We start from the raw sequence: 23380 nt of genomic DNA, 5'->3' as shown, positions 1-23380 counted from the left end.
CTCCGCCCTGCCCGGTTCCAGTCCGCAAGGAATGCCCGACGAAGATGTTCGTTCCACCGGCCGCGGCACCTTGGCCTCTTGGAGGCGCGGGCAAAGCACTCTATCTGAACGGTCGAGACGTTTTTCGACGAGGACCCCGTGCGCTCGATCTATATGCTGGCCGGCCTGCTGATGACGGCGCTCGGCATTGCCGGCGCCTTCCTGCCGCTGCTGCCGACGACGCCGTTCCTCCTCGTCGCCGTGTGGTGCTTTTCGCGCTCGTCGCCGCGTCTCGAACAATGGCTCCTCAACCACCAGACGCTCGGGCCGCCATTGACGAACTGGCGGCGCGAAGGCGCGATCTCCGCCCGCACGAAAGTGATCGCCATTTGTCTGATCGTCGCGAGCTACGGCTTCTTCTGGTATCGCACGCAGCCTTCCCTGCTTCTCGCCGGCGTGGTCGGGCTCATCCTATCGGCGAGCGCCACCTTCATTCTCACCCGCCCCCTGCCGAAAAGGGGCTGAGGCGTGGCGGCCGCAAGCGAAGCGCCGGTCATCGTCTGGTTCCGCAAGGACCTGCGCGTCGACGACAACGCCTCGCCCTTCTTCCGCATCTTCAACCCGATCCTGCAAGGGTCGAGGCAAGCAGGCAGACGAAGGCTTCCCCCGCCTCTTCGAGAGGACCGCTGTTGTCGATGACGACGGTATCGGCGGCGACCACGATTTCCGGCGCGGCGCGGTCGAGGCGCCCGGCGATCGCCTCGGCGCCCTCCCGGCCGCGGGCGGCAAGGCGCGCGGCGAGGATGTCGGGCCGGGCGGTGACCAGCACGACCTTGAGGCGCGGATAGGCTTCGGCGAAGGCCGGCAGCGCGGAACGGCTCCCGTTGGCGACCAGCGTCGCGCCCTCCGCCAGATGGTCCAGCGTCTCGCGCGGGATGCCGTAGGACAGGCCGTGCGCCTGCCAGGAGACCGCGAAGGCGCCTTCGGCCGCGCGCCTGCGGAAACCGGCCGCGTCGATCGCCTCGTGCGCCTCCCCGCCGGCATCTGCCGGCCGGGTGATGACCCGGCGCACGAAGCGCAGGCGCGCTTCGCCGGCAAAGTGCCGCGCGGCATAGGCCATCACACTGTCCTTGCCCGCGCCGCTCGGGCCGACGACGACGACCATCGTGCCCGCCGCGCCCGGGGCCGGGCGGGCGGCGAGGGCTTCGGCCGTCATGCTCATGCCACCCGCCTGCCCTGGCGCCAGACCGAACGCACGACCGGAACGCCGGAGGGACGGCGCACGCGCACGACGTCGGCGCGCAGGCCCTTCGCGATGGCGCCGCGGTCGTCGAGCCCGACGGTGCGGGCCGGCGTGGTCGAGACCATGGCGATCGCCTTCGGCAGGTCGATGCCCTCGACCTCGTCTGCGAGGATGAAGGGCGCGTGCATCAGGCTGAAGGGCACGTAGTCGGAGGAGAGCACGTCGAGCACGCCCATCCGGGCGAGGTCGCGCGCGGCGATGTTGCCGGAATGGGACTTGCCGCGCACGATGTTCGGCGCGCCCATCAGCACGCTCATGCCGGCGCCGTGCGAGGCCCTTGCCGCCTCCACGCTGGTGGGGAACTCGGCAAGGCGGATGCCGTAGCCGATCGCCTCCTCGACATGCTCCAGCGTCGCGTCGTCATGGCTTGCGACCGAGATGTTGCGGGCAGCGCAGGAAGCGGCGATCGCATCGCGGTGCGGCTTGGCGTAGCGGGCGGACAGCTCCTGCTGGCGGCGGCAGAATTCCGCGAACTCGGCGTCCGAAAGGCCGCGCTTCTTCTGGTAGTAGAGAACGTACTGGTCCATCGTCTGGAACTGCCGCTGGCCGGGCGCATGGTCCATCAGCGAGACGAGGCGCACCAGCGGGTCGTCCTCGAACTCCTCGTAGTGCTCCAGCACGTTGTCGGTCGAGACCTCGCAGCGCAGGTGGATGAGATGTTCGGCGCGCAGGCGGTCCTCCTCCTGCGCCTCGGCGATCGCATCGGCCATGGCGCGCATCTCGCCCTTCTCGAAGCCGCCGTCCGCGTCCGAGCCCATGCGCAGGCAGTCGAAGACGGTGGTGATGCCGGAGGTGACGACCTGGGCGTCATGCGCCTGGATCGCCGCCGTCTTGCCCCAGCGCACGCCGGGGCGCGGCGAATAGTGGGCTTCGAGGTGGTCGGTGTGCAGCTCGACAAGGCCGGGAAGGAGGTAGTCGCCCTCCATGTCCTCGCCTTGAGCGGAGGGCCCTTCGGAGATGTCGGCGATGAGGCCGTCGCGCAGCACCAGCGTGCCGTCGAGGATTCTGTCCTCCAGCACGATGCGGGCATTGGAAAGAACGGTTTCGCGGGTCATGTCATGCGGTCTTTCTGTTGGCCGCTCCCCCGAGCGGGAAGAGCGAATGGACGGTGAAGTCGGCGCCGCGCGACGGCTCGCGGAAGAGCGCGAGGCCGGTGACCGGCAGCGGGCGGCCGTGGAACTCGGCGAAGTAATCGAGAAGCACGCCTTCGACGGCATCGCGCCGCTCGGCCGGAACGCGTCCCGTCAGCGTCATGTGGAAGCGGAACTCGTCGAAGACGTAAGGATAGCCCCATTGCACGAGGTTCTGGCGCTCGGCCGCGGTCAGCTCGTCCGGCTTGCGGCGGGCGATGTCGGCGGAGGTGAGCGGCGCGCGGAAGCGCTCGAAGCGGCGCACCACCTCGCCGGCGAAGCCCTGCAGCTCCTCGCAGTGATCGCCCGGCACCAGCGCGAAGAAGGAGCCGAGACGGCCGACGACGACCTCGGGAATGACGAAAGGCTCGATCTCGGAGACGAAGCGGCCGACCTCGGCCACCAGCTCGGCCTCGCTGCGGCCCTCGGCGAGCGCGAAGGGCGCCTTCAGCGTGGCGTGGAAACCGTAGCGGCGCGGATCCGCCGTCAGGCCCGAAAGCGCCGCCGCGTCGAAACCGTCCGCAGCCGGCTGCTCCAGAAGGGCGCCGGTGAACGCATTGCGCCCCAGCCAGCGCTGGGCGGCAAGGGTCAGCGGGTCGCTTGCGGACGGGGTGAAATAAAGGGCGTAACGCAATGGCTCATTCCTATGACATTCATCTTGACGCCGCCCTTGAAGCGGCACCGGATCTTGACAGGATTCGTGTGGCAGCATCATGCCGCCACGCCGATCAATGCGCCGGCCTGCCCATCAGGCGCGAGCGCAGCGCGTTCGATATGCCGTCGAAGACGAAGACGACGACAAGGATCAGCAGCACCATGTAGGCGACGTTCTCCCAGTCCGAGTTTGTGCGCATCGCCTCCCACAGTTTCAGGCCGATGCCGCCCGCCCCGACCGCGCCGATGATCGTGGCAGAACGGGTGTTCGATTCCCAGAAGTAAAGTGCCTGGGAGGCGAAGAGCGGCATGACCTGCGGCAGCACGCCGTAGCGCTGCACGGCGACCGGCGCCGCGCCCACCGACTTCACGCCCTCGCGTTGCTTGTCGTCGATGTTCTCCAGCGCCTCGGAATAGAGCTTGCCGAGCGTTCCCGTGTCCGTGAAGAAGATCGCCGACATGCCGGCGAGCGGCCCCGGACCGAAGGCGCGGGTGAAGAACAGCGCCCAGATGAGCATGTCGACCGAACGCAGGAAATCGAAGAGGCGCTTGGTGACCTGGTTGGAAATCCAGCTGCGGGTGATGTTGCGCGCCGCCAGGAAGGAGAGCGGGAAGGCGAGCAGCATCGCAAAGAGCGTACCGACGAAGGCCATGACGATCGTCTGCAGCAGTTTGGTCCAGACGTCGAGATGCTGCCATTCCGCATTGTAGAGGATGTTGCTCCAGGCGAGCGAGAGGTTCGACTGCTTCGGATCGATCCGCTCGCCGGACATGACCAGCGAGAAGACCTCCGGCAGCGGCTTGCCGTGGAAGGGCGAATTCGTGTCGAACAGGAAATTCGCCCAGCCGAGGAAGCGCTTGCGGATGCTGATGTCGTCCGCCTCGATTTCGCCCCAGCCGGCAAGGCCGAAGGAGAGCGTGATCTTGCCGCCCGGCGTCTTCTGGCTCGCCCAGGCGGGAAGCGGCCCCTCGATCGTCATGTCGGAACCGTCGAGGTCGACCACGAGCGTCTCGCCGGCATGGCGCACCGTCACGCGGTCCGGCACCACCTCGACGCTCGTCGCGGCGTTGAGGGTGATCTTGGCGCGCTTGACCACCTCTTCCTCGCGCGTCGTCGCTTCTGCCATCCCTTCGGCCGCGGCGGCCGCGCCGCCGACCGTGCCCCCTGCCCCCATGAAGCCCATCGAGGCGGGCTTCTTCGCCGTGGCCGCCGCGCCCGCGGCCGGCGTCGTGCGGATCATCGTGCCGCGCTCGATCTCCACCCAGTCGGGCTCGGCATCCGGCCCGAGCGGCGAAAAGCGCGGATAGGTGAGCTTCATCGCGCCGTCGGCGTCGATCACCACTTCCGGGCGCACCTCGTAGGACACCCAGTCGGCGAGATAGGTGCCGGCGATGCTCCAGTTCGCGGTGCCAAGCACGTGGCCGATGGCGAAGAACCACCAGCAATAAAGCGCATAGAGCACGAAACCGCCGGCGATGATCGCGACGCGGAACCGCTGCCAGAACGAGCGGTGGAAGACCGCCGGGTGGCGTGCCGCGATCTCATCCATCCGGGCGGGATTGAGGGTCGTCATGGCGCACTCCTATTGGGCCAGCCGGAAGGCATGGTCGCCGACGAGCTTGCGGCGCAGCCAGGCGGAAAACTGGTCGACGGCGATGATGGTGACGAGCAGGAGAAGCACGATGGCGAGCGTCTTGGCCTGATGACCCTGGCCGATCGACAGGCGCAGCAATTCGCCGATGCCGCCGCCGCCGACGGCGCCGATGATGGTCGAGGCACGCACGTTTATCTCCAGGCGCAGGAGGAAGTAGCTCATGAAGTTCGGCAGGACCTGCGGCACGATGCCGAACCAGACCCGCTCCACCCAGCTCGCGCCGACCGCGCGCAGCCCCTCCTCCGCCCTCATGTCGGCATTCTCCACAACCTCGAAGAAGAGCTTTCCGAGCGCGCCGACCGTGTGGATCGAGACGGCGATGACCGCCGGCAGCGGCCCGAGCGAGAGGATGGCGAGAAAGAAGCCGGCGAGCACCACTTCCGGAAAGGCGCGCAGGATCTCCATGAAGCGGCGCACGAAACCACGCAGCAGACGGTTTGCGACGAGGTTCTTGGCGGCCAGGAAACAGAGCAGGAAGCCGAAGACCATACCGACGATGGTGGAGAAGAGCGCGATGTTCAGCGTCTCCAGCATCTTGTGGAAATATTCCGGCACGTAGAGGCTGTCGGTGATGTAGAGCCGGCCTTCGGGATAATTGTACTTGAAGCTGCCGTCGTCATAGGGCGACGGCAGGTCGAACAGCGCGCGGAACACTTCCAGGCCGTCGCGCGGGATCATCTCGCCGATGAAGTCGAAGAAATAGGGCAGCCGGTCGAGGAACTTGCCGGCGTTCGTCTCGTTGGCGAACCACAGGGAGCCGGTGAGCGCGACCGCGAGCATCGCAAGGCCGAGCCAGGTATAGAGGCGGCGGCGGGCCGTCAGCGCCTGCCAGTGCTGCTCGATGAGAGCGCCCTTCGCGCTGAAGCCGTCGTGAAGCGTGTTCATGGCCATGGTCTGTCCGCCTGCATGTTCGGATTGCCGACGAGGACCGCCTCCCTTCGTCATGGTCGGGCTTGACCCGACCATCCAGGCCGCGGGCGCAGCATGGATCCTCGGGTCAAGCCCGAGGATGACGTGGAGCGTGAGGCGACGGTATCGGCAAGAAAAGGCACCGGCCGGAGACGACCGGTGCCCGTCTCGTCGCACGTATCAGCCGCCGATCGTCGCCTTGCGGGCGTCGATGATCGGCTTGTAGAAGTCGACGTTGACTTCCGTGAACGCCGTGAAGTCACCGCCCATGACGGCGGAGAAGCAGGCGGCGTCCTTCTTCGGCAGGTCCAGCATGAACTGCTTGAACTTCGCCTTCGTGTCGTCGGCCATCGAGGAGCGCACGACGATCGGCCCGTTCGGGATCAGCGGCGACTTCCAGACCTCGACGAGCTCGTTCATGTCGAGAATGCCCTTCTCGACCATCTTGTGGAGGTTGCCGGAGGTGTAGCCGTCCTTCCACTCGCCGACGCCCGAACCGAAGGTCGTGCCGGCATCGAACGTGCCCTTCATGACTTCGAGGACGAGGTTCTCGTGGCCGCCGCCGAAGCCGGTCTCGCCGAAATATTCCTTGACCGGCGCGCCGATCGATTCCGGCAGCGTGACGAGCGGGATCAGGTAGCCGGAGGTGGAATCCGGATCGGCGAAGCCGAGCTTCTTACCCTTCAGGTCTTCCAGCTTGGTGATGCCGGAATCCTTGCGGGCGACCATGATCGAGTGGTAACCGGTCGACCCGTCCGTCTGCACGGTCGTCAGGATCGGCTCGACGGCATCGGCATTGGCGAGATAGATCTTGGCAAAGCCCGAAGCGCCGAGCTCGGCATAGTCGAGCGTGCCGCCGAGCAGACCCTGGATCACGCCGTCGTAATCGGCGGCCGGGAAGAAGGAGACCTTCTCGAAGCCGAGGTCGGCCTTCAGGTGGTCGCCGAGGCACTGGTAGTTGCGCAGGCGGTCGGCTTCGTTCTCGCCGCCGATGATGCCGACGCGGAATTCCTTGAGGTCTTCAGCCTGCACGTGGCCGGCGAGCGCGATGAGCGCAACGGCGCCGAGAAGAGCTTTCTTCAGCATGATCTTTCTCCTGTTTGGCCGGCTTCGCCGGACTGGAAGTTTATTGACCCTTCACGCGGGCCTTTCGATCCCGGCCGGCTCACAGCCCGGCCAGTGCCAGCGGTGTCGGGCTGGCGGATTCCTTGATGTTGTCCTGCCGGGCAGGATCGCGGATGGCGGTGGAGGTGACGCTTTCGTCGATCTCCGCGCCATCGGCCCCCGTACCGTAGATCGTGCGCACGGCCTGCGCATCGAGGTCGCGCGCCGGGCCGTCGAAGACGACGCGGCCATGCGCCATGCCGATGATGCGCTCGCAATAGGCGCGCGCCGTGTCGAGCGTGTGCAGGTTGGTGATGACCGTGATGCCCTCGCGCTCGTTGATGTCGCGCAGCGCGTCCATCACGATCTTGGCGTTCAGCGGGTCGAGCGAGGCGATCGGCTCGTCGGCGAGCAGCATCTTCGGGTTCTGCATCAGCGCGCGGGCGATCGCCACGCGCTGCTGCTGGCCGCCCGAGAGCGTGCCGGCCGGCTGGAGCGCCGTCTGCTCGATGCCGAGGCGTTCGAGCGCGGCGATCGCCATGATGCGCTCCTCGCGGGTGAAGAGGTTGAGGATGCTGAGCACCGTGGAGCGATGGTTGAGGCGGCCGAGCAGCACGTTGGTCAGCACGTCGAGGCGCGGCACGAGGTTGAACTGCTGGAAGATCATCGCGCAGTCGCGCTGCCAGTTGCGCAGGGCCGCGCCGCGCAGCGCGGAGACCTCGACATCGCCGAAATGGATCGTGCCCTCGCTCGGATCGGCAAGACGGTTGATCATGCGCAGCATGGTGGACTTGCCCGCGCCGGAGCGGCCGATGACGCCGACCATCTGGCCTTCGGGAATGTCGAAGGTCACGTCGTCGACCGCGACACGCGTCCCGAACCGGCGGGTGACATTCTTCAGTCGGAACATGGCGGATCCCTCTTCCTTAACTCTCGGCCCGGGGTTGGGTCCTGTCGTTTTCGGAACTGGCTCTAAACGCTGTTGATGAAGGGGCGATGTCACTTTCGTGTCGGAAAAATTACAGTCCACAGGCCTGAAATTCCGGCATCCGAAAGGGTTGTCTCAGCCGCCGTGACGGCTGAGAAAGGCTTCTGCGTCAAGTTTGCGAAAGTCGTCCAGGGCGGTGCGGAGCCGGGCATGATCCCAGTCCCACCAGGCGAGTTTTTCCATGCGCTCGGCGATGGTTCGGGGAAAGCGTTCGCGGATGACTTTCGCCGCCACGCCCCCGACGACCGTGTAGGATTCGACGTCCTTTGTGACAACCGCGCCCGATCCTATGACAGCGCCGTTGCCGATCGTGACACCCGGCAGGATCGTCGCGCCGTGGCCGATCCAGACGTCGTGGCCGATGGTGACGCGGTGCGCCCGCCGCCAGGCAAAGAAATCGCCCTCCTGGTCGGCGTCGGGCCAGTAATCGTTGGCGCGGTAGGTGAAATGGTGCAGCGTCGCGCGCCACATCGGATGGTTCGTCGCGTTGATGCGCACCGATGAGGCGATGTTGGCGAACTTGCCGATCGTCGCGCACCAGACCGAGCCGTCCTCCATGATGTAGGAATAGTCGCCGAGCTCGGTCTCGCTGACCCGGCAGCGCTCGGAGATTTCCGTGTAGCGGCCGAGCCGGCAATCCGCGACATTGGCCGTGGGGTGGATCAGCGGCGTTTCGGACAGCTTCGTCATGCGGCGGCCCTGCGCGGCGAGAAGGCGGAGACGTCGACGATGCGGTCGGCGACCTTCTCGCGCACGTCATCGTCGTGGAAAATGCCGAGAAGGGCGACGCCCGCCGCCTTCTTCTCCGCGATCATGCCGACGACGACCGCGCGGTTCGTCGCGTCGAGCGAGGCGGTCGGCTCGTCCAGCAGCAGGATGCGGTGATCGGTGATGAAGCCGCGGGCGATGTTGACGCGCTGCTGCTCGCCGCCGGAGAAGGTGGCGGGCGGCAGCTGCCAGAGCTCGCGCGGCAGGTTGAGCCGCGCCAGCATCGCCTCCGCCGCTTGCCTCGCCTCCGCCGCACCGGCGCCGCGGGCGATAAGCGGTTCGGCGACGACATCGACGGCCGCGACGCGCGGCACGGTGCGCAGGAACTGGCTGACATAGCCGAGCGTGCCGCGCCGGACGGCGAGGACGGTGCGCGGATCGGCGCTCGCAAGATCGACGAGCCGGCCGTCATGCTCGACGAGGATCTGGCCGCTGTCGACGGCATAGTTGCCGTAGACCATCTTCAGGAGCGAGCTCTTGCCGATGCCGGACGGGCCGCCCAGCACGACGCATTCGCCGGCCTTCACCGAGAAGGCGACGTTCGACACCACCGGCAGGCGGATGCCGTCGCGAAGATGCATGGTGAAGCTCTTCGCCACTTCGGAAACAACGAGAGGAGTCGGCATAATCACACCTGGAGGATCGAGGAGACGAGGAGCTGGGTATAGGCCTCGCGCGGATCGTCGAGCACGCGGTCGGTCAGGCCCTGCTCGATGACGAGGCCGTCCTTCATCACCATCATGCGGTGCGACAGGAGGCGCGCGACGGCAAGGTCGTGCGTGACGACGATCGCCGAGAGGCCGAGGTCCTGCACGAGGCCGCGCAGGAGGTCGAGCAGGCGCGCCTGCACCGAGACGTCGAGGCCGCCCGTCGGCTCGTCCATGAAGACGAGGCGCGGCGAGGTGACGAGGTTGCGGGCGATCTGCAGGCGCTGGCGCATGCCGCCGGAAAAGGCGCGCGGCTGGTCGTCGATGCGGTCGGCGCTGATCTCGACGCGGCCGAGCCAGTTGCCGGCCGTCTCGCGGATATTGCCGTAGTGCCGCTCGCCGACGGCCATCAGCCGCTCGCCGACATTGGCGCCGGCCGAGACCGCCATGCGCAGGCCGTCCGCCGGGTTCTGGTGCACGAAGCCCCAGTCGGTGCGCATCAGGAAGCGGCGCTCCGCCTCGCTCATGCGCGAGAGGTCGCGCATGGTGCCGTCGCGCATCCGGTATTCCACCGAGCCCGAGCTCGGCATCAGCCGGGTGGCGAGGCAGTTGAGCAGCGTCGTCTTGCCCGAGCCGGACTCGCCGACGACCGCCAGCACCTCGCCGGGCCAGAGGTCGAAGGAGACGTTCCGGCAGCCGATGCGCGCGCCGTAGAATTTCGAGATGTCGCGGACCTTGAGGAGCGGGGCGTCGGTCATCGGACGGTCTCCTTGATGCGGGAGGCGGTATCTTCCCCCTCTGTCCAGCAGGACAGAGGGGGGTGGCGCCGGGTCATGGCGTAACGAAGGTTCATTCCGCAGCCTCCTTGTCATAGGCGAGATGGCCGCGATGGCCGCTCGCGCAGCGTTGTTCGCAATGGTCGGTGTCCGAGCAGACGAACATCCGCCCGCCCCTGTCGTCGAGCACCACCTCGTCGAGGTAGACGTCCTCGGCGCCGCAGAGGGCGCAGGGCTTGTCGAAGGTCTGGACCGTGAAGGGATGGTCCTCGAAATCGAGGCTGACCACCTCGGTGTATGGCGGCACCGCATAGATGCGCTTCTCGCGGCCGGCGCCGAAGAGCTGGAGCGCTTCGGACATGTGCATCTTCGGATTGTCGAACTTCGGCGTCGGCGAGGGGTCCATGACGTAGCGGCCCTCCACCTTCACCGGATAGGCATAGGTCGTGGCGATATGGCCGTTCCTGGCGATGTCCTCGTAGAGCTTGACGTGCATGAGGCCGTATTCCTCCAGCGCATGCATCTTGCGCGTCTCTGTCTCGCGCGGTTCGAGGAAGCGGAGCGGTTCGGGGATAGGCACCTGGTAGACGAGGGTCTGGCCGGCCGTCAGCGTCTCCTCGGGGATGCGGTGGCGCGTCTGGATGATCGTCGCCTCGCGGGTCCTCGTCGTCACCGCCACATTGGCGACCTTCTGGAAGAAGGCGCGGATGGAGACGGCGTTGGTCGTGTCGTCCGCCCCCTGGTCGATGACTTTCAGCACGTCCTTCGGCCCGAGGATCGCCGCCGTCACCTGCACGCCGCCGGTGCCCCAACCGTAGGGCATCGGCATTTCGCGCGAGGCGAAGGGCACCTGGTAGCCGGGGATGGCGATCGCCTTCAGGATCGCGCGGCGGATCATGCGCTTCGTCTGTTCGTCGAGATAGGCGAAGTTGTACGTTGCCAGCTCTGCGGTCGTCATTCTGCGGCCTCCGGAAGATCGTTGTTCTGCGCGGCCTCGTATTCGCGCCGCATGCGGCGTACGAGGTCGAGCTCGGCTTGGAAGTCCACGTAGTGCGGCAGCTTCAGGTGCTCGACGAAGCCCGTCGCCTGCACGTTGTCGGAATGGGAGATGACGAATTCCTCGTCCTGCGCCGAGGCGACGATGTCCTCGCCGAATTCCTCCGCACGAAGCGCCCGGTCGACCAGCGACATGGCCATGGCCTTGCGTTCGCTCTGGCCGAAGACGAGGCCGTAGCCGCGGGTGAACTGCGGCGGGTTCTTCGCCGAGCCCTTGAACTGGTTGACCATCTGGCACTCGGTGACCTGGATGCGGCCGAGCGGGACGGCGAAGCCGAGCTCCGGCATGTCCAGTTCCACCTCGACCTCGCCGATGCGCACCTCGCCGACGAAGGGATGGGTGCGGGCATAGCCGCGCTGGGTGGAATAGCCGAGCGCCAGGAGAAAACCCTCGTCGCCGCGGGCGAGCGCCTGGAGGCGCAGGTCCCGGGCCATGGGGAATTCCAGCGGCTCGCGAGTGATATCGCCCGGCACGTGCCCGTCCGGAAGGCTGCCGTCGTCCTCGACGAGCCCCTCGCCGGCGAGGATGTCGGAGACGCGCATCACCGGTTCGCCGGCCGCCTCGCGCTCCGGCGGCGCCTCCACCGCCTCGTCCGTCAGGAGCGAAGGGTCGAGCAGGCGGTGGGTATAGTCGAAGGTGGGGCCGAGGAGCTGGCCGCCCGGCAGGTCCTTGTAGGTCGCCGAGACGCGGCGCTCGATCAGCATGTCGCTCGTCTCGACGGGCTTCGAATAGCCGAAGCGCGGCAGCGTCGTGCGGTAGGCGCGCAGGATGAAGATCGCCTCGATCATGTCGCCCCGCGCCTGCCTTATGGCGAGGGCGGCGAGCGCCCGGTCGTAGAGCGAGGCCTCCGCCATCACGCGGTCGACAGCAAGGCCGAGCTGGGCGACGATCTGCTCGATGCGGATCGCCGGCAGCGAACGGTCGCCGCGGCGGCGGTCGGCGAGAAGGCGGTGGGCGTTGGCGATGGCGGCTTCGCCGCCCTTGACGGCAACGTACATGGCTCAGGCCTCCTTCACGCGAAGAACGGTGGTGCGCGGCAGGCAGAGGACGGCGTTGCCGGCAACGAGGATCAGGTCGACGCCGCGCGGGAAATTCTGCCGGTTCTCCGCCCAGAAATGCGGGAACATGTCCGGCAGGCCAAGGGGCGCGACCTCTTCCTCGGTGCGGATGCCCGGCCCCTTCAGCATGAGCGGCCGGCCGCCCTCGAAGGCGTCGATCTCCACGACGAGCGTCGTGGAACGGTCCGGATATTCCTGCGTGCCCTGCGCGAAGAGAGAGGGATCGGGCAGCATCGCCCCCTTCTCCACGAAGGCGAAGCGGGCGTTCTGGCGCTCGCCGGTGACGGGTGCGCCGGCATGGAAGGCGAGCCAGCCGGGCAGCGGCGATGTGGCGAGCGTCGGCGTCAGCCAGACGGGCGTGTCGTGGCCGCAGAGCGTCAGCGCGACGGCGCCGGCCGCGGCCGAGAGTGGAGCGGGCGGCATGACGGCGGCGGAGAGGCGGCCGATCGTCCCCGGACGGGCCATGCAGTCCATCAGCGTGCGGAAGACGGCTTGGGCTTCGAAGACCGGCTCCAGGAAGCCGCCGGCAAAAGCGAGCGTGTCGTGCATCGTCAGTCCTCTCCGCGAACCATGGTGAAGAAATCGACGCGGGTGGCGGCTGTCTGGCGGGCCTTCGCCGCATCCTCCGCCGCGACGCGCGTCGCGATGGCGCCGAGCAGCGCCTCGACCTCCCCCTTGCGGGCCGGCTGCTGGAAGAGCGCGTCGAAGATCGCCGCGAGCCTCGCCTTGGCTCCATCGGTGCCGAGCGCCTGGCCGTGGCCGACCGTGCCGTCTTCCAGGCGGACGCTCGCGCGGCTCACCGTCGCCTCGCCGAGATTGAACGGCGCCCCGCCGCCGCCGATGCGCCCGCGCACCATGACGAGGCCCGTCTCCGGGCCGCGCACGGGCTGGACGGCCGGCTTGTCGGCGAGCGCGTCGAAGGCCGCCTGCAACTCGGCCCGGCTCGCCTTCGCCAAGAGGCCCATTGCCCTCTGCCGCTCGCCGGCCGCGTCTTTCGCGGCGGCTTCGGCAGATTTCCGAACTGATGTCATTGCCATGTCTCCAAATGTCTATTAATCTAGACAACTAAACATCTAAGTCTCCTCTTAAACGGCGGGAATGACAAGGGTGTGACAAGGGGTGTTCGCGGGGGCGGAAATGGTGGAACGGCAAACGGGCGTGGCGCTCTGGCGGCAGATCGCGGACCGCCTGCGCCTTGCAATCAACAACGGCGATTTCGACGAGACCGGCATGATGCCGCCGGAGACGGTGCTCGCCGGGCGATTCGGCGTGAACCGGCACACGGTGCGCAGCGCCATGGCGGCGCTGGCGGAGGAAGGCATCGTTCGGCCGATCCAGGGCATCGGCACGCGTATCGAGCGGCGCGACCGCCTGCGCTTTCCCATCTCCCGCCGCACCCGCTTCTCGCAGGGGCTCGGCGACCAGGCGCGCGACCTCGAAGGCAGGCTGCTGGGGTCCGCGACGGAGGTCGCCCCCTCCGCGGTCGCGGATGCGCTCGGGCTGGCGACGGGTTCCCTCTGCGTGCGCCTCGAGACGGTGAACAGCGCCGACAAGCGCCCGATCTCCTGCGGGACGCACTATTTTCCGGCGGATCGTTTCGGCGGCATCGCCGCGGCGTTCGACCGGACGCGATCGATCACCGCCTCCTTCCGCGAGCTCGGCGTGCCCGACTACGTGCGCCGCTCGACGGAAATCTCGGCGATCCACGCCGAGGGCGACGACATGCGGAACCTCAAGCTCTCGCCCGGCGCAATCATCCTCGTGGCGACGGCGGTGAACACCGATCTCGACGGCACGCCCATCCAGTTCTCCCGCACGCGCTTTGCCGCCGACCGCGTCAGGCTGACGGTGGAGCCGGAGGCCGACGCTATTTCCGGCTGCAGAGGATAAAGCGGCGGTAAAGCAACGTGCGGAGCTTGTTGCGCAGGTCCGCCGTTCGGCGCTGCGCCGCCGCGATCGGCGCATGCGAGCCGATCGTCATATCCCGGAAACCGGCCGCTTCGAGCAGCGGGAGAACGCGCTCGACGGTGAGCCCTTCGCCGAAGGGCAGCCGTTCCATGATGCCGGCATGGCGGTCGCTCATCGCGCCGTCATAGTGCGGGTCGGTGCCGACGAGCTTGTCGATGACGGCAATGGCCCGGCTCGCCAGCCGGCCGAGCCGGGTCGGCGCGGCCCAGTCGCCGTCGAAGAAAAGAAGAATGCCGCCGGGCTTCAGCATGCGATGCTATTCGCAGAAAGCCCGCTCCGGCGCCGTCAGCGTCCAGACGAGATGGCGGCAGACGATGGCGTCATAGCTCTCGTCAGGCTCCATCGGGTTCTCCGCGTCGGCGAGCAGGAAGCGGAGGCCCTTCGCCCCGGCATGCTTCCTGCGTGCGACCGCCAGCATCGCCTCGCAGAAGTCGAGCGCCGTCACCTCATGGCCGAGGGAAAGCAGGAGGCGAGTCACCTCCCCTGTGCCGCAGGCGAGTTCCAGCACGCGGCGCGGCTCGGGGCCCAAGCGCTCGCGGATCGCCGCGGCCCAGGCGTCGAATTCCGGCCCTTCCGGAATGCGGTGGCCGAAGGCGAGGTCGAAGGTCTCGGAACGGCGCGACCAGTAGTCGCGGATGTCCTCCTTGAGGTCGCCGTTCGTGAGCGTGCCCTGCATCACTTCCCCTCGCCCGCGTCGATGCGCGCGAAGATGTCGTCGAAGCGCGGCCGGGCGCGCGCCGGGACCTCGACCTTGCGGATGGCGTCCGTCAGTTCCGCCTCGCCGACCTTCACCAGCATCACCATGCCCATGCCGAAATGCGGCGAGCACTTGATGCCGTAATAGCCGGGCTGATCGAACGTGACCTCGATCTCCTCGTTGATCTTGCCCTTGAAGCCGGCGTAGCCCTCCGGGACCATGCCGTCGATGCTCGCGGCGTTGTGGCTCTTGTGGGTGGCGATGAATTTCACGCTGTCGCCCGGCTTGATCGCCAGGAAATCCGGCTCGAAGACCATCGAGCCCTTTTCGCCGCGGTTGCGCATCTCGACGCGGAAGGTCTCGGCGGCGGCCGGCACGGCGTGGTGGAGCGCGGCGAAGAGGGCCGCTGTGAGAAGGAAACGCGTTTTCATCTTGCCTCTGCGACGAGCTTGAGTCTGGCCGGGCGCGGATCGGGCCGGCGGTAGCGGACGAAGCAGCCGCCGGCGCTGTCGCGCTCGACGTCCACGGTGACGCCGAAGACGTCGGCGAGGCGCTGCGGCTCCAGTACCTTGGCCGGCGTGCCGAGCGCGACGATGCGCCCGCCCTGCATGACGGCGATGCGGTCGCAGAACATGGCGGCGTGGTTGAGGTCGTGCAGCGCTGCGACGACGGTCAGTTCCTGCTCGCGCACCAGCTGGAGCAGGCCGATCTGGTGGCCGATGTCGAGATGGTTGGTCGGCTCGTCGAGCAGCAGGATCGGCGCCTGCTGGGCGAGCGCGCGGGCGATGTGCAGCCGCTGGCGCTCGCCGCCGGAAAGGGTGTGCCAGAGCCGGGCGGCGAAATGCGCCATGTCGACCTCCTCCAGCGCCCGGTCGACGATGGCGTCGTCCGCCCGCGACCAGGGCGTCAGCGCGCCGAGATGCGGCGTGCGGCCGAGTTCGACGGCCTGCCGCGCCGTAATGCGCTCGGTGGTTTCGGCCTGCTGCTCGACGAAGGCGATGCGCCGGGCGATCCCCTGCCGGCCGTGGGCGGAAAGCGGCTTGCCGTCGAGCGTCACCTCGCCGCGCTGCGGCTTGCGGATGCCGGCGAGAAGCGCCATCAGGCTCGTCTTGCCGGAACCGTTCGGGCCGATGATGCCCAAAAATTCGCCCGGCCGCACGTCGAGCGAGACGTCCGTGAGGATGGTCGTGCCGCCGGCCGACCAGAAGAGGCCTTTTGCCGAGAGCGTCATACGGCCGATCTCCTCTGGCTGAGGATGAGCGCGAAGGCCGGCGCGCCGAACAGCGCGGTGATGACCCCGATGGGCAGCACCTGGCCGGGGATGATGACGCGCGACAGCACGTCCGCGGCGATCATAAAGACGGCGCCGATCAGCGCCGAGGCCGGCAGCAGGAGGCCGTGGCGCACGCCGACGACCATGCGCGCGGCATGGGGGATGACGAGGCCGACGAAGCCGATCGAGCCGACGATGGAGACCATGACGGCGGTCATCAGCGCGGAAACGGCGATCAGCACGGCATAGACGCGGCGCACCGGGATGCCGAGCGCGGCGGCCGATTCCGTGCCGAAAGTGAAGGCGTCGAGCGCACGGGCATGCCAGAGGCAGACGAGGAGGCCGAGGAAGGCGACCGGCAGCGCCAGCCAGACATCCGGCCAGCGCACGCCGGAAAGGTTGCCGAGCAGCCAGAACATGATGCCCCGCGCCTGCTCGGCATTGGCCGCCTTGGTGACGATGAAGGAGGTGAGCGCGTTGAAGAGCTGCGAGCCGGCGACGCCGGCAAGGATGATCGCGCCCGTCCCGCGGCCCGCGCGCACGGCGAGCGCGCTGACGAGGCCGAAGGCGACGAGCGCGCCGAGGAAGGCGCCGACCGGCAAGGTCAGCATGCCGGCGCCGAGGCCGAGGATCGCGACGCCCACCGCGCCCGTCGAGGCGCCGGCGGAAATGCCGAGGATATAGGGGTCGGCGAGCGCGTTGCGCAGCAGCGACTGCAGGATGACGCCGGAGAGCGCCAGCGCCGAGCCGCAGCAGGCGGCGACCACCGCCCGGCTCAGCCGGTAGTTCCAGATGATGCCCTCGTCGATCGGTTCGATCGCGTGCCCCGCCTGCCAGAGGCGGTTCGCCACCGTCTTCGCCACGGTGTCGAGCGGAATGGCCGTCTCGCCCACCGCAGCACCGACGCCGAGCGCGGCGACGAGCAGCACGAGCGCCGCGAAAGCGGCGCCCGACCGGAGCAATATGGGATGATCGGCCGTCACTTCGCCAGGCCAGCCTTCTCGACGGCGTCGGCGAGCACTTCGATGCCCTCGATGGTGCGGATCGTCGGGTTCATCGCCTGGGCATCCATGTCGAAGACATGACCGTTCTTGACGGCCGGCATGAGGCTGGCGACCGGGTCTTCCTTCAGGAACTTGTGCTTGACGGCGACGTCGTCGGCGGGGAAGCGGCGGCGCTCCATCTTGCCGGCGACGATGATCGTCGGGTCGGCCTTGGCGATGGTCTCCCAGCCGACCGTCGGCCATTCCTCTTCGCTCTCGATGACGTTCCTGATGCCGAGCGCCGACATGATGTAGCCCGGCGCGCCGTTCTTGCCGGCGACATAGGGATCGATGTCGAGCTCGGCGCTGGAGAACCAGAAGACGGCCGAAAGCTTGCCCTCGGCCGAGGCGATCTTCTTGCGCGCGGCCTCCTCGCGGGCCTTGAGGTCGGCGATGACCTTCTCGCCCTGCTCCCCGACATTGAAGATCTGCGCCAGCTCGCTGATTTCCTTGTAGATCAGGTCCATGGTGAAGACGGTCTTGCGCACGCCGTCGCCGCCGCCGGAATTGTCCTTGCCGATGCAGTCGGCCGGCGAGGTATAGACCGGGATATTGAGCTCCTCGAACTGTTCCGGCGTCGCGACGATGCCCTCAGGGCCGACATGCCACTGGAACTGCGCGGTCACGAGGTCCGGTTTCTTGGCGACGACGCTCTCGAAGCTCGGGTCGTTGTCGGCAAGGCGCTCGACCTTGGCGTTCACGTCCTCGTAGCCGGCGAGGACCGGGCCGATCCAGACGGCCGTGCCGACCATGCGGTCGGCGAGGCCGAGCAGGTAGAGGATTTCGGTCGAGCTCTGGCCGAGCGAGACGGCGCGCTCGGGCGCCTTCTCGAAGGTGACCTGGCGGCCGCAGTTTTCCAGCGTCAGCGGATATTGCGTCTCGGCGGCCCCGGCGGTGCCGGAAGAAAGGACGAAGGCGGCGGCGCCGGCAACGAGCGACAGGAAGGATGCGGCACGCGGGGCCGCAACGGAAATGGTCATGGGTTTCTCCCGGAGATGTGAAAGCGGACGGCCTGGCCGGCGCGCCGACAGGGGCGGATCGGGTGCGGTCGGGAGAAAGCGAACGGATATCTGCCGCGATGGGCAGCCGGAATCGTCATGGCGTCTCCTGTTCCGGGCATCCCCGCCCGTGACTTGGATGGTTGCGCTGACGGCAGGTCTCCTGGCTCACGGATGTCTGCGGCCTGTCTGCCTTCCCGCGGAGACCGCAGTGGCATGACGCTTTCGCGTCCCAAGGACAGGCGGCAATCCGCCTACAGTTGCGGGGGCAGCCACGGAATGGGTCCCTGTTGGGTCGTCCGCACCGTGTTCCCTATTAATCCCCTGGGAGTCATCCTTCAGGGAACCGTCGCCCCATCCTTAGTCCGCCGCGCTCGGCAGCGTCAAGGCGCGAGCGCGCTCAGCTCTCGAAATCCCCGAAGACATCCTGCAGGCGGGTGAGCGCATCGACGCGTTCGCTCACCTCCTCGCCCTTGACGACGATGATGTTGGCGAGCAGCAGGTCCATGACGGCGGTCATCGTCGCGGCGCCGTCCCAGAGCGGACCGTGCGAGCCGGGCACGACGAGGCAGATGTCGGAGACTTCCACCCCCCAGGGGCAGAACTCGTCGGTGAGCAGCACGACCTTGACGCCGGCACGCCGGGCCTCCAGCGCCAGCGGCCGGGCTTTCGCGGCAAAGCGGCGCACGTCGTGCAGAAAGAGCAGGCGGCCCTCGACGGAGCCGTCGAGCAGTTCCGCATAGGTGCCGTTGAGGCCGTCGACGAACTGGACGCGCGGGCGCGTGTAGGAAAGCTGGCTGGCGAAATATTGCGCGATGCCGCGCACGTTCTGGTAGGCGGCGACAAAGACTTCCGTGGCGCCGATCAGGGCATCGATCGTCTGCTGCCATTCCCGCGCGATGGTGATGGCGTAGATCTCGCCGAGATTGTCGATCTGCTGCTGGATGAGGCCGGCGAGCAGCTTGCCCTCCTTGCGGTCCTGCTCCAGCCGGTCGACCTGGCCTTTCACCTGCCAGGCCGGGTTGGAGCTGCCGCGCCTAAGCTCGCCCTTCAGTTCGTCGAGGCCGTCGAAGCCCATGCGGCGCAGGTAGCGGCCGACGGTCATGGGCGAGATCTGGAGGCGTTGGGCGATGGAGCGCGCCGTCTCGAAGGGAAGCTCGGCGATGTTGCGCTCGATGTAATGCGCGATCAGCTTGTCGGACTTGGACCGCCGGAGGTCGTCGGACTGAACGAGCTTCAGAATGCGTCTCGACACGTCGCCTCTCCCATCAAGGTCCCGCCCGTCCGGAAACGGGCGGGGTCACGCGTTCACTGCGCCGTCTTGACCCGTGTCCAGGCACGGTCGAGCTGGCGGAGCGCCGGCCCCAGGTCCTCGAAGATCTGGAGACGCGCCATCGTCTCGGCCGGCGGGTTGATCTCCTTGCTATTCTTGATCTTTTCCGGGGTCAATTCCCGCGCCGGAACGTTCGCAGTGCCGTTGGTCTGCTGCGAGACGTTGAGCGCCACGATCTCGGGGCGCGTATAGAACTGCATGAATTTCATGGCGTTTTCCTTGTTCGGCGCCGTCTTCAGCACGCAGATGTCCTCCTGGTACATCGTCGCCCCCTCCTCGGGGATCACGTAGCCGAGGTTCTTCTCGTCGGCGAAGACGTCCACCATGGCGCCGACGAAGAAGTGGCCGGCGGCGACGTCGCCCGACTGCACCATCGGCCGCGTATCGTAGGTGAAGGCCGCGACATGGGGCTTCATGGCGATGATCGTGTCGGCGGCCTGCTGGAGTTCGGCCGGATCGGTGGAGTTGATCTTGTGGCCGTTGAGGATGAGGCCGACGGCGAGAACCTCGCGCATGTCGTCGAGCAGGGTGAACTTCAGCCCCTTCGCCTTGACCGTCTCGATGAGGTCCTTCCAACCGGTGACGTCCTTGCCGAGGACAGTGCGGTTGTAGAAGATGCCGACCGAGCCCCAGGCATAGGGCAGGCAATATTCGCCCTTCGGGTCGCTCTTGGCGCGCAGGAACGCCGGGTCGATGTTCTTGAATCCCTCGTAGGTGTTGATGTCGGTCTTTTCCAGAAGGTCGAGCTTGGCCATGATGTCGTGCATGTGCACCGACGGGAAGACGATGTCGTAGCCCGTGGCGCCGCCCTGGATCTTGGCCAGCATTTCCTCGTTGGACGAATAGGTCGAGAGGTTGACCTTGATCGCGGTCTCCTCCTCGAACTTCTTCAGGACCTCCGGATTGATGTATTCGCCCCAGTTGTAGACGTTGAGCTCGGCAGCGCCGGCCAGGCCCGCCGTTGCCAGAAGGGCGGCGAGCGAAACGGCGGTGCGGCGCGCCCATGCGCGAAGGCCGGATGCGCCGGCGCGATCAGTTTTCGTCATCGATAGTCTCCTCTGAAGGTTCGGCCCGTCGTGGCCCCCGGCGCTTTCCTTTGCGCCGGCTTTCCCGTCACGGCTTCTGCCGGCCGTTGACTTGGATGGATAAATGGTATCCATATATCTAAATCGCACAAGCGTTATTTTTATAACATTTTGGGGAACGACGATGCGAGATTCCATAGTCCGCCTGGACAAGGCGGCGAAGGCCTTCGCCACGCCCGAAGGCCAGACGGTCACGGCGCTGGACGCGATCGACCTCGAGGTGAGGCGCAACGAATTCCTGACGCTGCTGGGGCCTTCAGGCTGCGGAAAGACCACCCTGCTGCAGGCGATCAGCGGCTTCGTCGCGCTCGATTCCGGCCGCATCCTGATCGACGGGGAGGACATGACGGACCGGCCGCCCTACCGCCGCCCGGTCAACACGGTCTTCCAGAACTACGCGCTCTTCCCGCACATGACGGTCGGCGAGAATGCCGGCTATGCGCTGGAGGTGGCGGGCGTCGCCAAGCCCGAGCGGGCAAGGCGGGTCGCCGACGCCTTGCGCATGGTCGGTCTCGAAGGTATGGAGGGCCGCAAGCCGCGCCAGCTGTCCGGCGGCCAGCAGCAGCGCGTGGCGCTCGCCCGCGCCATCATCGCGCGCCCGAAGCTGCTGCTGCTCGACGAGCCGCTCTCCGCCCTCGACAAGAACCTGCGCCAGGCCATGCAGATCGAGCTGAAGACGCTCCAGCACGAACTCGGCATCTCCTTCATCTTCGTCACGCACGACCAGCAGGAGGCGCTCACCATGTCGGACCGCGTCGCCGTTCTCTCGGGCGGGCGCATCCAGCAGCTCGATACGCCGCGCGCCATCTACGACGAGCCGAAGAACAGCTTCGTCGCCACCTTCGTCGGCGCGAGCAACCTCTTCGAGGGCCAGGCGGACGGCACACGGCTCCTGACGGGCGACGGCCTCGCCATCGCCCACGGGAAGGCCGGCGCGAACGGCACGGCGACCGCACTCATCCGCCCGGAGCAGTTCTTCCTCGCCGGGCCTGGCGACGATGCGCCGGGCCTCGACGTCGAGCTCGAACAGATCGTCTTCGTCGGCTCCACCTTCGAGATCTTCGGCCGCACCGCGGCGGGCCGGCGCGTCATCGCGGAAATCCCGGCCGCGCGGCGCAGCCTCGTCGGCGAGATAGAGCGGTCGCGCCGCGCGCGCCTCGCCTACGATCCGGCGGCGGTCCACCTCATCCCCGCGGAGGCCGCCTGACATGTCGTCCATCGCGTCCCTCCGCCGCATCCAGCTTGCCGTCCTGCTCGGGCCGGTCACGCTGTTCCTCGCCGTCTTCTTCCTCGGCCCGCTCGCCATCATGATCGTGACGAGTTTTCTCGCGCCAGGCCTCTACGGCGGCGTGGAATGGACCTGGTACCCGCACAATTACGGCCGCATCCTCGGCTTCGCCGATCCGATGTTCGAGGATTTCGACCCGGTCTACATCGCGATTTTCCTGCGCTCGCTGAAGATCGCCGCGCTGACGGTGGCCGCCACGCTCCTCGTCTGCTATCCGGCCGCCTTCTGCATCAGCCGGCTCTCCGAGCGCTGGAAGAATTTCTGCCTTTTCCTCATCACGCTGCCCTTCTTCACCAGCCTTATCGTGCGCCTCTTCATCTGGGTGCTGATCCTGCGCCAGACCGGCCTCGTCAATGCGGTGCTGCTGAACACCGGCGTCGTCGCCCGGCCGCTCGAACTCATCTATACGGACGGCGCGATCATCGTCGGCATGGTCTACGTCTTCATTCCTTTCATGTTCATGCCGGTCTATGCGAGCGTCGAAAAGCTCGACTGGACGCTGGTGCGCGCCTCGCTCGATCTCGGCGCCGGGCCGGTCCGCACGTTCCTGCGCATTATCCTGCCGCTGACGGCGCCCGGCATCGCCGGCGGCGCGCTCATCGTCTTCATCCCGGCGCTCGGCAACTTCGTCGTGCCGGCGATCCTCGGCGGCGCCAAGGTGATGATGCTCGGCAACCTCATCGAGCAGCAGTTCCTCGCCGCGCGTAACTGGCCCTTCGGCTCGGCGCTCGCCATGATGGTGATGGGCGTGATGCTCGTGATGCTCTTCGTCTATGTGATCGTTTCCGGCCGGCGCGGCATCGACGCCGCGACCGGGCGCTGAGGGAGGGCGTCGTGAAGATCCTTGCCTCCCTCGCCCGCGGCAGCCTCGTCGCCTACACCGCCCTCTTCTTCGCCTTCATCTACATCCCGCTGGCGCTGATTGCGGTGTATTCGTTCAATTCCAACCCGATCAACATGATGACCTGGACGGGCTTCACTACCGAATGGTACGCCCAGGTCCTCGGCTTCAAGACGGCGGTTTCCGAAAACGCGCTCTATATCGAATCGACCGACCAGCTCGTGCGGGCCGTCTGGAACAGCCTGATGATCGCCGCCTCGACGACGACCATCGCCACCGTGCTCGGCACGGCGATCGCCATCGCGCTCTACCGCTTCGACTTCTTCGGAAGACGATTCTACCGCGTCGTCATGTTCATGCCGATGCTGATGCCGGACATCGTGCTCGGCATCGCGCTGCTGATCTTCTTCGTCAACGCAGGCGTCAACCTCGGCCTGAAGACGATCATTATCGGCCAGTGCACCTTCCTCATCTCCTACGTCTTCATCGTCGTCTCCGCCCGGCTCGCCGGCATGGACCGCACGCTGGAGCACGCCTCGGCCGATCTCGGCGCGAACGAGTGGACGACCTTCCGCAAGGTGGTCTTCCCCCAGCTCCTGCCCGGCATCGTCGGCGGCGCGCTGCTCGCCTTCATCATCTCGATGGACGATCTGGTGATCACCTACTTCATCGCCGGCGTCGACGTGACGACCCTGCCGATGTTCATCTTCGCCATGCTCCGCCGCGGCATCAAGCCGGAGATCAACGCCATCGCCGTGATGATGCTGACCTTCTCCTTCGTCGTCGCCTCGCTCGGCCTCTACCTTCGCTCCCGGCAGAAATGACC

At 67.2% G+C, this 23380-nt stretch carries 25 protein-coding genes, 1 pseudogene and 1 riboswitch; of the genes and pseudogenes, 5 read left to right on the top strand and 21 right to left on the bottom strand.

Going from position 1 to position 23380, the window contains the following annotated elements; translation table 11 throughout:
* Window positions 1-138: 138 nt before the first annotated feature.
* Window positions 139-504, top strand: coding sequence for a YbaN family protein (locus ACIIOY_RS12040; RefSeq protein WP_411034911.1), 366 nt, complete (start codon window positions 139-141; stop codon window positions 502-504).
* 91 nt (window positions 505-595) lie between these two features.
* Here ACIIOY_RS12040 and phnN read toward each other — a convergent pair whose 3' ends face one another.
* The 14 genes from phnN to phnG all read right to left on the bottom strand — a co-directional run bounded on the left by phnN (window position 596) and on the right by phnG (window position 13059).
* Entirely contained in the window at window positions 596-1201 is a 606-nt protein-coding gene (phnN, locus tag ACIIOY_RS12035; protein WP_411034910.1) for a phosphonate metabolism protein/1,5-bisphosphokinase (PRPP-forming) PhnN, read from the bottom strand.
* Window positions 1198-2337 carry an alpha-D-ribose 1-methylphosphonate 5-triphosphate diphosphatase gene (locus tag ACIIOY_RS12030; RefSeq protein ID WP_411034909.1) on the bottom strand — a complete coding sequence of 380 codons (1140 nt, stop codon included), beginning with the start codon at window positions 2335-2337 and terminating at the stop codon, window positions 1198-1200. Before ACIIOY_RS12030 ends, phnN begins: the two co-directional genes overlap by 4 nt.
* A gap of 1 nt (window position 2338) precedes the next feature.
* On the bottom strand, window positions 2339-3046 hold the full coding sequence (locus tag ACIIOY_RS12025; RefSeq protein ID WP_411034908.1) for a DUF1045 domain-containing protein: 708 nt from the start codon (window positions 3044-3046) through the stop codon (window positions 2339-2341).
* Between the two features lie 94 nt (window positions 3047-3140).
* Window positions 3141-4640: a phosphonate ABC transporter, permease protein PhnE gene (gene phnE / locus ACIIOY_RS12020; RefSeq protein ID WP_411034907.1), complete on the bottom strand. Its 1500-nt coding sequence runs from the start codon at window positions 4638-4640 to the stop codon at window positions 3141-3143.
* Window positions 4641-4649: 9 nt separating this feature from the next.
* Entirely contained in the window at window positions 4650-5606 is a 957-nt protein-coding gene (phnE, locus tag ACIIOY_RS12015; protein ID WP_411034906.1) for a phosphonate ABC transporter, permease protein PhnE, read from the bottom strand.
* A gap of 204 nt (window positions 5607-5810) precedes the next feature.
* Entirely contained in the window at window positions 5811-6716 is a 906-nt protein-coding gene (phnD, locus tag ACIIOY_RS12010; RefSeq protein ID WP_411034905.1) for a phosphonate ABC transporter substrate-binding protein, read from the bottom strand.
* Between the two features lie 79 nt (window positions 6717-6795).
* Window positions 6796-7644: a phosphonate ABC transporter ATP-binding protein gene (phnC, locus tag ACIIOY_RS12005; protein WP_411034904.1), complete on the bottom strand. Its 849-nt coding sequence runs from the start codon at window positions 7642-7644 to the stop codon at window positions 6796-6798.
* Between the two features lie 153 nt (window positions 7645-7797).
* Window positions 7798-8412, bottom strand: a complete 615-nt coding sequence (locus tag ACIIOY_RS12000) for a DapH/DapD/GlmU-related protein (RefSeq protein WP_411034903.1) — start codon at window positions 8410-8412, stop codon at window positions 7798-7800.
* Window positions 8409-9116, bottom strand: coding sequence for a phosphonate C-P lyase system protein PhnL (phnL, locus tag ACIIOY_RS11995; RefSeq protein WP_411034902.1), 708 nt, complete (start codon window positions 9114-9116; stop codon window positions 8409-8411). The genes ACIIOY_RS12000 and phnL overlap by 4 nt, the downstream gene beginning before the upstream one ends.
* Window positions 9117-9118: 2 nt before the next feature.
* A complete protein-coding gene (phnK, locus tag ACIIOY_RS11990) occupies window positions 9119-9895 on the bottom strand; it encodes a phosphonate C-P lyase system protein PhnK (RefSeq protein WP_411034901.1) in 777 nt (258 codons plus the stop codon).
* A gap of 91 nt (window positions 9896-9986) precedes the next feature.
* A complete protein-coding gene (locus ACIIOY_RS11985) occupies window positions 9987-10871 on the bottom strand; it encodes an alpha-D-ribose 1-methylphosphonate 5-phosphate C-P-lyase PhnJ (RefSeq protein ID WP_411034900.1) in 885 nt (294 codons plus the stop codon).
* Window positions 10868-11968, bottom strand: coding sequence for a carbon-phosphorus lyase complex subunit (locus tag ACIIOY_RS11980; RefSeq protein WP_411034899.1), 1101 nt, complete (start codon window positions 11966-11968; stop codon window positions 10868-10870). The genes ACIIOY_RS11985 and ACIIOY_RS11980 overlap by 4 nt, the downstream gene beginning before the upstream one ends.
* A 3-nt stretch (window positions 11969-11971) precedes the next feature.
* Window positions 11972-12577, bottom strand: a complete 606-nt coding sequence (phnH, locus tag ACIIOY_RS11975) for a phosphonate C-P lyase system protein PhnH (protein WP_411034898.1) — start codon at window positions 12575-12577, stop codon at window positions 11972-11974.
* Window positions 12578-12579: 2 nt separating this feature from the next.
* Window positions 12580-13059, bottom strand: a complete 480-nt coding sequence (gene phnG / locus ACIIOY_RS11970) for a phosphonate C-P lyase system protein PhnG (RefSeq protein WP_411034897.1) — start codon at window positions 13057-13059, stop codon at window positions 12580-12582.
* Window positions 13060-13165: 106 nt separating this feature from the next.
* Between phnG and phnF the strand changes: the two genes are divergently transcribed.
* On the top strand, window positions 13166-13918 hold the full coding sequence (phnF, locus tag ACIIOY_RS11965; protein ID WP_411034896.1) for a phosphonate metabolism transcriptional regulator PhnF: 753 nt from the start codon (window positions 13166-13168) through the stop codon (window positions 13916-13918).
* Here phnF and ACIIOY_RS11960 read toward each other — a convergent pair.
* The 7 genes and pseudogenes from ACIIOY_RS11960 to ACIIOY_RS11930 form a co-directional block, all read right to left on the bottom strand.
* A pseudogene (locus ACIIOY_RS11960) lies at window positions 13896-14672 on the bottom strand (class I SAM-dependent methyltransferase). The gene phnF and the pseudogene ACIIOY_RS11960 sit on opposite strands and share 23 nt — an antisense overlap.
* On the bottom strand, window positions 14672-15124 hold the full coding sequence (locus ACIIOY_RS11955; RefSeq protein ID WP_411034895.1) for a pseudoazurin: 453 nt from the start codon (window positions 15122-15124) through the stop codon (window positions 14672-14674). The pseudogene ACIIOY_RS11960 and the gene ACIIOY_RS11955 overlap by 1 nt, the downstream one beginning before the upstream one ends.
* Complete coding sequence (locus ACIIOY_RS11950) at window positions 15121-15924, bottom strand: ABC transporter ATP-binding protein (protein WP_411034894.1); 804 nt, start codon at window positions 15922-15924, stop codon at window positions 15121-15123. Before ACIIOY_RS11950 ends, ACIIOY_RS11955 begins: the two co-directional genes overlap by 4 nt.
* A complete protein-coding gene (locus ACIIOY_RS11945) occupies window positions 15921-16949 on the bottom strand; it encodes a FecCD family ABC transporter permease (protein ID WP_411034893.1) in 1029 nt (342 codons plus the stop codon). The genes ACIIOY_RS11950 and ACIIOY_RS11945 overlap by 4 nt, the downstream gene beginning before the upstream one ends.
* Window positions 16946-17989, bottom strand: a complete 1044-nt coding sequence (locus ACIIOY_RS11940; RefSeq protein WP_411034892.1) for an ABC transporter substrate-binding protein — start codon at window positions 17987-17989, stop codon at window positions 16946-16948. Before ACIIOY_RS11940 ends, ACIIOY_RS11945 begins: the two co-directional genes overlap by 4 nt.
* A gap of 154 nt (window positions 17990-18143) precedes the next feature.
* A riboswitch (cobalamin riboswitch) is annotated at window positions 18144-18373 on the bottom strand.
* Between the two features lie 34 nt (window positions 18374-18407).
* Window positions 18408-19262, bottom strand: a complete 855-nt coding sequence (locus ACIIOY_RS11935) for a MurR/RpiR family transcriptional regulator (protein WP_411034891.1) — start codon at window positions 19260-19262, stop codon at window positions 18408-18410.
* Window positions 19263-19315: 53 nt separating this feature from the next.
* The gene (locus ACIIOY_RS11930; RefSeq protein ID WP_411034890.1) at window positions 19316-20386 is read right to left on the bottom strand and encodes a polyamine ABC transporter substrate-binding protein; all 1071 of its coding nucleotides are present in this window, start codon (window positions 20384-20386) and stop codon (window positions 19316-19318) included.
* A 163-nt stretch (window positions 20387-20549) separates the two neighbouring features.
* Here ACIIOY_RS11930 and ACIIOY_RS11925 point away from each other — a divergent pair, with 163 nt between their 5' ends.
* Genes ACIIOY_RS11925 through ACIIOY_RS11915 form a run of 3 tightly spaced genes read left to right on the top strand, consistent with a single transcriptional unit; the run spans window position 20550 to window position 23378 of the window.
* A complete protein-coding gene (locus ACIIOY_RS11925; protein ID WP_411034889.1) occupies window positions 20550-21632 on the top strand; it encodes an ABC transporter ATP-binding protein in 1083 nt (360 codons plus the stop codon).
* A 1-nt stretch (window position 21633) separates the two neighbouring features.
* The gene (locus tag ACIIOY_RS11920) at window positions 21634-22536 is read left to right on the top strand and encodes an ABC transporter permease (RefSeq protein WP_411034888.1); all 903 of its coding nucleotides are present in this window, start codon (window positions 21634-21636) and stop codon (window positions 22534-22536) included.
* Between the two features lie 11 nt (window positions 22537-22547).
* Window positions 22548-23378: an ABC transporter permease gene (locus ACIIOY_RS11915; RefSeq protein ID WP_411034887.1), complete on the top strand. Its 831-nt coding sequence runs from the start codon at window positions 22548-22550 to the stop codon at window positions 23376-23378.
* Window positions 23379-23380: the final 2 nt, after the last annotated feature.

This window comes from Shinella agrisoli, from assembly GCF_046557955.1.
GTDB lineage: Bacteria > Pseudomonadota > Alphaproteobacteria > Rhizobiales > Rhizobiaceae > Shinella.
This window is presented reverse-complemented; position numbering and strand designations above follow the sequence as displayed.